Here is an 11,607-nt window from a genome sequence, read left to right on the forward strand (position 1 = left end):
TGAATCGCGCCTATTCGATGCCGAGTAATTGTATCGTGAAGAGCAGCGTTGCGCCGCCGGGAATCGGCCCCTTGTCGCGAGGGCCGTAGGCAGTTACGGAGGGCGCGGCGATCTCTATCGTATCGCCGATGCCCATCTGCGGTATTGCAGCCTGCCATGCGGGAATCAGCCGTCCAAGCGGGAAAGTCGCCGGTTCACCTCTATCGAAGGAACTGTCGAATGTCGTCCCGTCGACCAGCGTGCCGGCATAATGCACCGTCACGCCGTCGCTGACCCGGGGATGCCCGCCGCTGCCATCGCCTGCGATCCGCCGCCATAGCAAGCCGTCTTCCAGCGACTGCCATTCGCCGCTGGCGGCACGGCTGGCAAGCGCCGCCTGCTGTCTGTTGTGCCATGCGGCATCCTGCGAAAGATCTGCGGCGGCAGGGCTGCTGCCCTGCGCCAGCGCCGTCAGCGTCACGGCGAAGCAGGCGCCAAGCGCCAGGGCCGCGCTGCCCATCGGGGTAAACAGGTGTTTCACCAGTCATAAGCCTTCGGAAGATCGCTCTCATCGAGATCGCGGTAGCGGTCCCGCAGCCGTGTCTGGTGATTTTCCAGCGGCTGCGGCACCCCGTCGATATAGACGGCGACAGGGGCGGAGGTAACTTCCAGCGGATCACCATCCCAGATCACCACGTCGCCTGCCGCCCCGGCGGTGAGAGTGCCGTAGCGTCCGGCCATCCCGCTGATCTCGGCAGGAACCGAGGTGATTGCGGCAAAGGCCTGGCCCCAGTTCAGCCCGGCGGCGCCCGGCATACGCGACAGGGCGACCAGATTACCGGCATATTGCGGCAGGTAGCGGGGCTGTTCCATGGAGGCGGCATTGATCGCGACCTTGACGCCTGCGCGCACCATGCGGCCGATGTTGCTCTGCGTCGCGGCCAATTGCTCGAACCGTTCGGGCAGATCGTCCAGACCATCCGCAATCACCGGCACGCCGGCAGCGGCAATGGCATCGGCAACCAGCCAGCCCTCGCTTGCGCCCACCAGCACGAGGTCGAGGCGCGGGAATTCTTCACGCAGGGCGAGAACGGCCCGGATATCGGCTGCGCGCTCCACCTCGACATACAGCGGCTGGCTGCCGTTCACCACCGGGGCCAGCGCCGCAGCATCGAAGCGGGAGAGCAACACGTCATCGCCGCGCTCGGTCCGATTGTCCGCAAGGCGCGGATCGACCGGCAGATCGTCGCCGGTGCGCCGCTCGGCGGGGCGCGAGGCGGTGCCGCTGATCGCCGCGCCGCCTTGTGCGAAATTGCGGGCTTCGAGCAGCGCATTGCGGAACAGGGCATGCGCCGATACGCGGCTGCCGCCGGACAGCCTGCCGCCGCCTTCGCCCAGCGAAACCAACTGGAACGCGCGCGGGCGAGTCACCGCATCCGCATCCGCGCCGAGGTCGATCAGTGCGCCTTGCCCACCGAAGATCGAACTGCTCGGCCGCGAGACGGTTGCCGCGCGGGTGATTCCGGCTGCGCGGCTGACCAGCACATGCTGGGACGACGGGTTGATGGCAGGCGCGACGTCCAGTGCGGCGCTGAAGGGCGAATTGCCCGAACGGATGTCATTGCTTTCCTGCACCGCGCCGACATCCCACAGGCCGAGGTCGGTAACGGTGGCGACGATCCCCGGCGTGACCCAGCGGCCGCTGCCGTCCACGATTTGCATGCCAGCGGGCGCGGCGATACCGCTGCCCGCGGCGACGATCCTCCCGCCGCGCACCACCACGGTGGCGTTCTGCACGGGATCGCTGCCGTCGCCGGTCGCCACCGTAGCATTGGTGATGGCGAAATCCTGCGCCATGGCAGGCGCCGAAAAGGCCAGTGCGGCACCGATCATCAATCTGTTCAGCGCCTTCATTTCACGTCTCCTTCGCCGGGCTGGCCAAGTTCGAAATCGCTGACCGGCCTGCGTTTCGGGTCCATCGCGTCGAACATCATGGCACCGTCGATCCAGACCTTTTCGGGGCGGGAATAGACGCTGAGCGGATTGCCGTTCCACAGCACCAGATCGGCCATCTTGCCCTGCCGCAAACTGCCGGTCACATCGGCGATGCCCATGGCGCGGGCGGCGTTCAGCGTGAACCAGCTCACCACCTGCTCGTCGGGAATGTCGATGCCCATGCGGCGCCCGTCGGCCTGCGCCTTGGCAGCCTCCTGGTTCAGCCGCTGGATACCATTCTCGTCATCGGAATGAATGATGACGCAGGCACCCGCATTCTGGACGAGCGCGGCGTTTTCGGGGATGCCGTCATAGGCTTCCATCTTGAAGCCGTACCAATCGGCCCAGATGGCGGAACAGGTGCCTGCCTCCCGCAGCAGGTCGGCAATCTTGTAGCTTTCCACGGCATGGTGGAACGCGGTGACCTTGTAGCCGAATTCCTTCGCCATATCGAGCACCAGCGCCATCTCGTCCGCGCGGTAGCAATGGTTGTGGATCAGGATGTCGCCATCCAGCACACCGGCAAGCGTTTCCTTTGCCAGATCGCGATCCTTGCGGTCGCCATCGGCATATTCCTGGGCATCGAGCCACATCTGCCGGTTGACCGCGAAATTGCCCATGCGGGTGGAAGGCGCGCGGCCCCTGCCGCCATAGACCCGCTTGGGATTTTCGCCGCAGGCCATCTTCATGCCGTAAGGCGCGCCGGGAAATTTCATGCCCTGCACGGTGCGGCTGGGGACATTCTTGAGCGTGACGGAACGTCCGCCTGTCAGATTGGCGCTGCCCGGCAGGATCTGCAGCGCGGTGACGCCGCCGTTAGCGAGCGCGCGGCTAAAGCCGGGATCCTGCGGCCAGACCGAATGTTCCGCCCAGACTTCGGGCGTGGTGGGGTCGGTCGCTTCATTGCCGTCGGAATGGGCATCGACGGACGGCGTCGGATAATCCCCGAGATGCGAATGGATGTCGATGACGCCCGGCGTAACGAATTTGCCTGTCCCGTCGATGCGGGTGTACCCTGCCGGAATGGCGAGGCCTGCCGGGACTGTGCCCACGATCCTGCCATCCGCGAACAGCACCGTGCCATTGTCGATTCGTCCGCCTTCGCCGTCGAAGATCGTCGCGCCGACCAGGGCGGTCGGCTGACCCGGATAGGCACTATAGGTGGAGGCATAGGGCACCGTGCTCGCCACGCGCGTGCTGCGCGCCTGTTCGTCAGTGCTGGAGGCGCAGGCACCGAGCAAAGTCACGGCTAGCGCCGCCGTTATGCTGCCCGCGAGCGGACTGCGGAAGAAGGATTGGTTCATGAAAGCCCCGTGGAAGGATATCGAAAGATGAAAGGGGCGCGAATTTTGCCGCGCCCCCTTTTTTGCTCTGTCTGCCTATTGCGGGCGGGTCGCCGGGTGCATGCCGGCTTCCTGCGCCTCGATCCCGGCTTGCGCCTGACCGTCGAGATCGTCGCCGACATCGTCGTCCTTCAGCGTGTCGAGATGCATCAGCTTCTTCACCAGCGGGCTGACTACCATCACGCCGACGCCCACCGCAACGGCGGTCCAGCCCACGGTCGAATAGACATCGAGCACGGTGGATTTGGTGGCCGCTTCGCCCTCCAGGCTTTCCGCACCCGTGGCTGCCGCGATAAGGCCGGCGGCGAAATTGCCGGTGGCCGAAGCGAAGAACCAGGTGCCCATGATCAGCGATGCCATGTGCGCCGGCGCAAGCCGGTTCATCGCCGACAGGCCGACCGGCGACAGGCAAAGCTCGCCCGTGGTGTGCAGCAGGTAGATCAGGAAGATGAAGATCACCGGCGTCGGAACATCCACCCCGACCGAATTCGCGCCCCAGACCAGCACCAGGAAACCGAGGCCCACTTGCACGATGCCGAGGCCGAATTTCAGCGGCGTGGATGGTTCCGCACGGCGTTTGCCGAGAAACTGCCACATCGCCGCGAAGACCGGTGCCAGCAGGATGATGTAGATGGCGTTCACCGACTGGAACATGGATGCCTCCACGCCCTGCCGGTCGACATGGCGATCGGTGAAGAGGTTGAGGCTGGAACCGGCCTGCTCGAACAGTGCCCAGAAGATGATGGACGTGAGGATCAGGAACAGCGCTGCAAAGATGCGGTCGCGTTCTTCCGAAGGCAGCTTCGCCACTGCGATGTAGAGCACGTAGAGCACGAGCGCGCCGCCGAAGAGGCCAAGCACGCCGCCGACCAGTTCTTGATACTGCACCGCCAGCCAGCACAGGGCAACCATCAGCAGGCCAAGGCCATAAATGCTCCATTCGCGCGGCAGGCCGGCGAATTTTTCCTTTAGAACAGCCGGGTTCTTCGGCTCACCCCGGCCGCGCAGCAGCGGCTTACCCAGCACGAAGAAGATGAGGCCGATCAGCATTCCGAAACCGGCGAGCCCGAAACCGTACTGCCAGCCATAGGTCTGGCCGAGATAGCCGCAGATGATCGAAGCGGTGGCCGCGCCGACGTTGATGCCCATGTAGAAGATGGTGTAACCGGCATCGCGGCGAATGTCGGTGCGGGGGTAAAGTTGCCCGACGATGACCGATATATTGGCCTTCAGGAAGCCGGAGCCGACGATGATCAGCGCCAGCGCCATCCAGAAGATGTTGATGACCGGGTCGGCCTGTCCACCATCGCCTTCGAACGCCATGAAGAAGTGGCCCAGCGTCAGCAGGATCGCCCCGAACAGCACGGCCTTGCGCTGACCCAGATATTTATCTGCCAGATAGCCGCCGACGACCGGCGTGATATAGACCAGCGCGGTATAGGCGCCGTAGATGACGGATGCCTCGGCATCGGAAAACAGCCAGTGCTGCACCAGGTAGAAGATCAGGAGGGCGCGCATGCCGTAATAGGAGAACCGCTCCCACATCTCGGCGAGGAAGAGGACGAAAAGCCCCTTGGGATGGCCGAAGGCTTCTTCGCCCTTGGTGGTGGTGATGACGACTCCGCCGAGCAGGAACGCGCCAAGCACGATCACAGCCCCCCAGAACAGAATGAGTTCGAACGTCATGGGGCTATGGCCCTCCCTCGTATCAAGATAATCCTGCGCGGGTTCTCGGCCCGCGTTCAAGGGGGCGACACTAACGCCAAAATCTTTCGTGTGAAGCGCTAGTTTCAACTGACACGATCCGGCTTCCCGATCCTCGGCAAGAAGGCACCGGGCTTGACGCGATGCGCTGTATTATGGCAGTGAGGCACCTTGCTTGCGGGTGCGCGCTGTCGATGCGGCGGCATTGACACCGCCGGACAGGCCTCCTGCGGCAGGTCCGAAGTTGGAGACAAGCGCCAAGCCGGAGTCTGGATGCCCAACCGCCCCGTATATCTGAAACTGCGCGATATCATCGCCGCCGCCATTATCGATGGCGATTATGCGGAAGGGGCCATGCTGCCGTCGGTGCGTGCCTTTGCCGCGGAACAGGGTGCCAACCCGCTGACGGTCGCAAAGGCCTATCAGCAGTTCCAGGCCGACGGTATCGTAAGGGTGCAGCGCGGCGTCGGGATGTTCGTCGCGCCCGGTGCGGCGGAAGCGCTGCTTTCCATGATGCGCGCAGATTTTCTCGACAGGGAATGGCCGGAAATCCAGGCCCGGATCAATTGCCTGGGGTTGAGCGCCCGGTGCCTGCTCGACGAACAGGATTCTACGGTTGCGCCGGCCTAGGTATTTAACTTATGTCTAGCTTTGGAACCAACTGCCTGATCGTATCCTGCAACATTGCATTTTCGCGCGGTCGGAACATCACAAGTTTCAGAGCCGCCGGTCGTTCTGCGGCCAACCGCAGGTGAAACAATCCCCGGCCCGTCTCAAGGTTTGGGGAGACGAGCAGCAAAAGCGCATCGCGACAGGAGCCATGAATGATCAGGTCCGAACTCTTGCAGGCAATGGCCGGGGACAATCCCGACCTGAATGCAGAAGAAATCGAGCAGGTCGTGGACATTTTCTTCGAAGAGATTGCCGGCCGGCTTGCTGCCGGCGGCCGCGTGGAACTCCGCGGCTTCGGCGCGTTTTCGACGCGCGAGCGCCAGGCGCGGACCGGCCGCAATCCGCGAACCGGCGAATCGGTGGAGGTGCCGGCCAAGCGGGTGCCCTATTTCAAACCGGGCAAGGAGATGCGCGAGCGGCTCAAGGTCAAGTGACGTTCCGGCGTCGGGCCGCGCAGAACGATTGAACGGTTCGTTCGATTCCGCTACTCGCCGGCGCCGATGCGGGTGTGGTGAAACTGGTAGACGCGCGGGACTTAAAATCCCGTATCCTTTGGATGTGCGGGTTCGATTCCCGCCACCCGCACCATTTTCGTCCCGCCCCGCCGCACCATCTTACAATATCGGCCTGACCACATCGGGCCGACAACATCGGGCTGGCAACATCGGGCTGGCCACATCGAGCGGTGCCCGAGGTAAGATATTCTGCCTAGGCTGATCCTCACCCAGGATTGACGCTGTTAGCGCCATCTCGGCGGCAGCGGATCAGGCGGGTCGACTGCTTACCCGCTGCGATAAAAGCATGGGGGGGGCGGCGGGGCTATGGGTTTCGGTGGGATGGGCAGCGATGGATTGCAACTGATCGCTAACGGGATCGCAGGATCAGGTTGTGAACAGAACGTTTTGCGCGATGCAGCACTTGCCGTGATGGGCCAAACCCATCGGCAGGGCGATCCGGCAATCAGCGCGCTGCCTCGAGTTCAGTCGAATGCGCCGCACGACAAGCGCGCCGCGCCGCGTTATTCCCTGCTCATCCGCCCGGCGAAGCTGATCTTTTCGCGCGGCGAGTTCCTGTGCGTGCTGCGCGACATTTCGGAAACAGGGGTGAGCCTGCGATGTTTTCATCGCCTGCCTTCGGGAAGCCGCATGGAACTCGAGATGCAGAATGGTGACCGCCACCCCGTTGCGCGCATCTGGCAGGAGGGCAATCATGCCGGGTTCCGCTTTCTGGACCCGCTGGACGTGGATCGCGCCATTGCGGGGCAGGGCGACTTTCCCAAGCGTCCGCTGCGAATCGGCATCCACTTGCCCGTCGAGGTGGTGTCGCCGCTCGCATCGGGCGAAGGACTCATCGGAAACCTGTCCCAGCAGGGTGCCCGCATGCAGACAACCCTGCCCCTGGCGATCGACCAGCCGGTCAGATTACGGGCACGTCACCTGCCCGATATTCGCGCGAAGGTCCGCTGGCGCAAGGGCGAGGAGCACGGGCTGGTATTCGAGACCACTTTCGCGCTGCCCGAATTCGCATTGCTGGCGGCGACGCTGCAATGCCCTGCCCTGATCGCTTGCTGATGCTGGCATGTCGGCCCGATCGTCAGCCGGGATCAACGCCAGCCCCGGGCCAGCCACCCCGATCAGGCAGCCCCGATCAGCCGGGCCGAAAATGCATGGCTGCGCCGTTCATGCAGTAACGCTTGCCCGTGGGTTGCGGCCCGTCGTCGAAGACATGGCCGAGATGCCCGCCGCAATCGGCGCAGAGCACTTCGGTGCGCGGATAGCCGATCTTGTAATCGGTGGCAGTCACGATAGCGCCGGGCAGCGGTTTCCAGAAACTCGGCCATCCGGTGCCGCTCTCGAACTTGGTCCTGAAAGCGTATAGCGCATTGTCGCAACCGGCACAGATGTAGGTTCCCGCGCGCTTTTCCTTGTTCAGCGGGCTGGAATAGGGCCGTTCCGTGCCCGCCTTGCGCAGAATCGCGAATTCCTGTTTCGTCAGCTTGCTGCGCCACTGCGCCTCGGTGAGAGAAACACGGTAGCTGCGCGCTTCGGCGCGGCTCCCGCAAGCACCGAGCATGGGCACCGCGGCACCGATGCCGAGCCACGACAGCGCCTTCCGGCGGGAGAGTTGATCTGTTGTCATATCAGGCTGTTAGCAGGGCCTGCCACAACCTTTGCTGAACGCGTCAGAACCGGCTCATCCGAACGGGCATCTTGCGGAAGCCATGCACGAAATTGGCGCGCACCCGTTCCACTTCCCCGACGACATCGATCCGCATCCGGCGCTCGTGCATTTCCTCCAGCAGGATACGCAGCTGCAATTCGGCCAGGCGCGCGCCGACGCAGCGATGGATGCCATAGCCGAAGGCGATGTGCCGGCGGGCATTCTCGCGCGTGATGTCGAGCCTGTCCGGATTTTCGAACACCGTCTCGTCGCGATTGGCGGAAAGATACCAGAGGACGATCTTGTCGCCCTTCTTCACCTGCTCGCCGAACAGTTCCGCATCCTCGCTGGCCGTGCGCCGCATGTGTGCGAGCGGGGTCTGATACCGCAGGCATTCCTGCACTGCGTTGGGGATGAGCGAAGGATCGCTTTCGAACAACTCCCGCTGGTCGGGGAAGCTGTGCAGGGCGTGGATGATGCCCGACATCGTGTTACGGGTCGTGTCGTTGCCGCCGACGATCAGCAGGACCAGATTGCCCATGAATTCCCTGGGGCTCATATTGTTCATGGCGTCCGAATGGATCATCATCGAAATCAGGTCGGGGCGCGGTTCCTGCCCCGCGCGTTCTGCCCACAGCGCCTGGAAATACTGGCCCATCTCCAGCAATATGCCCTGCCGATATTCGTCGAGGTCGCGGACCAGGGCGATCTCGGTATCGCCCGCCCAATCCGACCAGAAGGTCAGCAGGCGGCGGTCGTCCCACGGAAAATCGAACAGGATCGCCAGCATCTGCGTGGTCAGTTCGATCGACACCTTGTCGACCCAGTCGAAGGTTTCGCCTTCGGGGATGCGGTCGAGCACCTCGCCCGTCCGCTGGCGGATATCGGCTTCCATCCGCTTCATCTCGGCAGGCGTGAAGGCAGGCGCCACGGTGCGGCGCTGACCGGTGTGCTGCGGCCGGTCCATGGCGATGAACATCGGCAGTTCGAAACGTTCCTCGGGAGGAATGTCGTCGCGCCGGCTCAGGATGGTGATGCCGCCATGCTCCCACGAACTGGAATAAAGCTCGGGCAGCGATTCGACATGCTGGATCGCCTTGTGTTGCACCACGTTCCAGTGCGGGCCGAACGGGCTGTCATCCACGTAATGAATCGGCCCGCGCGCGCGCAGATCGGCGAAAATCGGCTGCCAGCGGTCTTCGGCATAGATGTCGCTGCGGCTGACATCGCCGGGATGCGGATGATGCCACTTCTGCTGCGGGTTCTCGCGCAGATGTTTTTCCAGCGCATCGACCGCAGTGGGCGCGGTGCGGTAGGTGGGTGGGCTTGCGAGTTGCGTGGCCATGACTGTCTCTCCGTCGGTGCTGCCTCGTTCGCCGGGCAGCTTTCTGATGCGGAGTGTGAACCTGCTGACACAAGTGTCAATAGGCTGCGTGCCTCAGCCTGCCGGTTTGCCCCGCAAACGCGCCAGCAGGCCGCCGCGGCCGTTCTGCGGCCCCGATTTCATCACCCGGCTGCGGAACAGGCGCGCACCCGTTTTCACGAAAATGACGACCCAGAACGCCTGCCAGGCCAGCATCAGCAGATGCGGCCACAGAACCGGCACCTGCGCCCCCCGTGCCACCATGGCATAGGGCGAGCTGAGCGGGAACAGCACGGCGAAAAGCTCTACCGGCGAACCCACGTCGGTCATCGCATAGGTGGCGAGGAAGAATACGCCCAGTTGCAGAATGGTCGCGGGCATCGAGATCGTCTGCACGTCGCGCACCGTCGGCGCCATGGACCCCACGGCCAGAAAGATCGACCCGATCAGCAGATAGGCCATGGCGAAATAGACGAGGAACAGCGCCATGAACAGCGGCCAGCCGACCGCCGGTTCGGGCAGGGGAGGAATGGCGGCACCGCCCAGCATGAGCACTGCCGCGGCAACGCTGCCCCATACCGCGATGCCGACGAAACTGATGCCGAGCATGGCGAATAATTTGCCCATGAACAGGGCATCCATGGGGATCGAGGCGGCAAGGATCTCGATGATCTTGTTACCCTTTTCCTCCACCAAATTCGACAGCACCATGCCCGCCAGCAGCATGGTGAGCAGGAACAGCAGCGTCAGCGCCGCCGTGGCGGTCGCGGCATTGGCGGTGCGCTGGCTGGCAGCGCTGCTCTGGGTGGGCGCCAGGGTGATGTCCGGCACCGCCCCGCCTGCGCCCGCTGCATCGCGGGCCACCAGCGCGATCTCGCCTCGCCAGCGTTCCAGCCGGTCGGCCGTGCCGGTCAAGGTGGGCTGCGCCAGTGACCCGGTGAGCACCGCCGCCACATTGGCATCGTCATCGGCCAGCAGTGCCTGCATGTCGGCTGCGCGTTCCGGCGCAACTACCTCCATGCGGGGAAGCGTCACGAGTTCCGCCAGCCGTTCCCATGATTCGGCAAAGCGGGTGCTGTCATCCGTGTTCAAGGCAACGGCCAGGCGCGGCTCGTCGGCGCTGTCAGCTGCCTTCGCACCGAGGAAGCCTGCACCGACGCTGATGGCGATGAAAAACAGCGGTCCGATCAGGAAGAACAGGAACGCCTTGCTGAAAAGGATGGCGGTGAAGTCGCGGCGCGCTATCACATAGGCCGCCTGCCAGGTCGACAGGCGTTCTATGTGACCGTGCGCGATGTGTTCGCGGGGTGCTGCTGTCTTGCGCCCGGTCATCGGCCGTTCTCCGCTGCGTTGCGGTCCAGTTCGGCGGCGGCCGCTTCGCCTGCAATATGCACGAAGGCGTCGTGAAGCCCGGCCCTCTCAATGGAGAGGGAAAGTATACCGGCCTCGCCCTCGATCAGCGCGCGGAGCAGCGGTTCGATTCCCGTTTCCGGCAGGGAAAAGAACCAGAAGTCGCCTTCCTGCCGGGCGTCGGAGGGCAGAGCTGCGCGCCATGTGCCGCCCTGCGCCTTGGTTTCCAGCCTGACCTGTGCGGGGATGCGGTCGCGCGCTTCGTCGACCAGCCCGGTGAACGGCACCTTGCCACCCGCGATGATGGCGATGCCTTCGCACAATCGTTCGGCATGGGCGATGACGTGGGTGGAAAAGATTACCGTGGTGCCTTCGTCGGCCAGGCCGCGGATCAGGCGCTCCAGCTTGCCCTGGTTGATCGCGTCGAGGCCGGAAAAGGGTTCGTCCAGCACGACGAGGCGCGGGCGGTGGACCAGCGTGCCGAGCAATTGCACCGTCTGCGCCATGCCCTTGGACAATTGCCTGATCTGCTTGTCGATGGCGTGGCCCAGCCCGTGTTCTTCCATCAGGGCGCGGCCCCTTTCGCGGCCTTCGGGCAGGGGGAGGCCGCGCAAAGCGCCCATGAAAGCGATGGCATCCTGTGCTTTCATCGAGGGATAGAGCCCGCGCTCCTCGGGCAGATAGCCGATCAGCCGCGCGATATCGTGCGGCCGGTCATGGCCCAGCACCCGGCGTACGCCTTCGTCGGGGTCGATGATGCCCAGCAGCATCCGCAGCGTCGTCGTCTTGCCCGCGCCGTTAGGGCCCAGAATGCCGTAGATTGCGCCCTGCGGCACTTCGATATCGACGCCGTCGACGGCCAGAACGCCGTCGAACCGCTTGACCAGCCCGCGCGCTTCCAGCGCCAGCGGGCGATCGCCCTGTTCGCCAGCGGCACCCCTTGCCGCAGCATCCTCAAGACCGAAGCCGTGCCGATCTGCGTTGCCCGTCACCGGCCGATCCCCTACCATTGTCATGCCGGGCAGATACAGCGCGCCAGTC

The 11,607-nt window shown here is 64.1% G+C and carries 11 protein-coding genes and 1 tRNA gene; 4 read left to right on the forward strand and 8 right to left on the reverse strand.

Annotation, left to right across the window (positions count from 1 at the left end):
- Positions 1–10: 10 nt before the first annotated feature.
- The 4 genes from HG250_RS05670 to HG250_RS05685 all read right to left on the reverse strand — a co-directional run bounded on the left by HG250_RS05670 (position 11) and on the right by HG250_RS05685 (position 5,003).
- Entirely contained in the window at positions 11–520 is a 510-nt protein-coding gene (locus HG250_RS05670; RefSeq protein WP_338103868.1) for an FKBP-type peptidyl-prolyl cis-trans isomerase, read from the reverse strand.
- Positions 517–1,893 carry an amidohydrolase family protein gene (locus tag HG250_RS05675; RefSeq protein WP_170003545.1) on the reverse strand — a complete coding sequence of 459 codons (1,377 nt, stop codon included), beginning with the start codon at positions 1,891–1,893 and terminating at the stop codon, positions 517–519. Before HG250_RS05675 ends, HG250_RS05670 begins: the two co-directional genes overlap by 4 nt.
- Positions 1,890–3,278: an amidohydrolase gene (locus tag HG250_RS05680; protein WP_170003548.1), complete on the reverse strand. Its 1,389-nt coding sequence runs from the start codon at positions 3,276–3,278 to the stop codon at positions 1,890–1,892. The genes HG250_RS05675 and HG250_RS05680 overlap by 4 nt, the downstream gene beginning before the upstream one ends.
- A 75-nt stretch (positions 3,279–3,353) precedes the next feature.
- Positions 3,354–5,003, reverse strand: coding sequence for a peptide MFS transporter (locus HG250_RS05685; RefSeq protein ID WP_170003551.1), 1,650 nt, complete (start codon positions 5,001–5,003; stop codon positions 3,354–3,356).
- A 291-nt stretch (positions 5,004–5,294) separates the two neighbouring features.
- Between HG250_RS05685 and HG250_RS05690 the strand changes: the two genes are divergently transcribed.
- The 4 genes from HG250_RS05690 (at position 5,295) to HG250_RS05705 (ending at position 7,264) form a co-directional block, all read left to right on the forward strand.
- Positions 5,295–5,651 carry a GntR family transcriptional regulator gene (locus HG250_RS05690; RefSeq protein ID WP_170003554.1) on the forward strand — a complete coding sequence of 119 codons (357 nt, stop codon included), beginning with the start codon at positions 5,295–5,297 and terminating at the stop codon, positions 5,649–5,651.
- 194 nt (positions 5,652–5,845) lie between these two features.
- Positions 5,846–6,127, forward strand: coding sequence for an integration host factor subunit beta (locus HG250_RS05695; protein ID WP_170003557.1), 282 nt, complete (start codon positions 5,846–5,848; stop codon positions 6,125–6,127).
- 68 nt (positions 6,128–6,195) lie between these two features.
- A tRNA-Leu gene (locus HG250_RS05700) sits at positions 6,196–6,281 on the forward strand.
- A gap of 338 nt (positions 6,282–6,619) precedes the next feature.
- Positions 6,620–7,264 carry a PilZ domain-containing protein gene (locus tag HG250_RS05705; protein WP_170003560.1) on the forward strand — a complete coding sequence of 215 codons (645 nt, stop codon included), beginning with the start codon at positions 6,620–6,622 and terminating at the stop codon, positions 7,262–7,264.
- 76 nt (positions 7,265–7,340) lie between these two features.
- Here the strand turns inward: HG250_RS05705 and msrB are convergent, their stop codons facing one another.
- From msrB to HG250_RS05725, 4 genes are all read right to left on the reverse strand, one after another.
- On the reverse strand, positions 7,341–7,832 hold the full coding sequence (gene msrB / locus HG250_RS05710) for a peptide-methionine (R)-S-oxide reductase MsrB (protein WP_170003563.1): 492 nt from the start codon (positions 7,830–7,832) through the stop codon (positions 7,341–7,343).
- A gap of 43 nt (positions 7,833–7,875) precedes the next feature.
- A complete protein-coding gene (locus HG250_RS05715) occupies positions 7,876–9,198 on the reverse strand; it encodes a cytochrome P450 (RefSeq protein ID WP_170003565.1) in 1,323 nt (440 codons plus the stop codon).
- A 93-nt stretch (positions 9,199–9,291) separates the two neighbouring features.
- Positions 9,292–10,548: an ABC transporter permease gene (locus tag HG250_RS05720; protein ID WP_170003568.1), complete on the reverse strand. Its 1,257-nt coding sequence runs from the start codon at positions 10,546–10,548 to the stop codon at positions 9,292–9,294.
- Positions 10,545–11,582 carry an ABC transporter ATP-binding protein gene (locus HG250_RS05725; protein ID WP_170003571.1) on the reverse strand — a complete coding sequence of 346 codons (1,038 nt, stop codon included), beginning with the start codon at positions 11,580–11,582 and terminating at the stop codon, positions 10,545–10,547. Before HG250_RS05725 ends, HG250_RS05720 begins: the two co-directional genes overlap by 4 nt.
- Positions 11,583–11,607: the final 25 nt, after the last annotated feature.

It is taken from the genome of Pseudopontixanthobacter vadosimaris (assembly GCF_012979275.1).
In the GTDB taxonomy this organism is placed as follows: domain Bacteria; phylum Pseudomonadota; class Alphaproteobacteria; order Sphingomonadales; family Sphingomonadaceae; genus Pseudopontixanthobacter; species Pseudopontixanthobacter vadosimaris.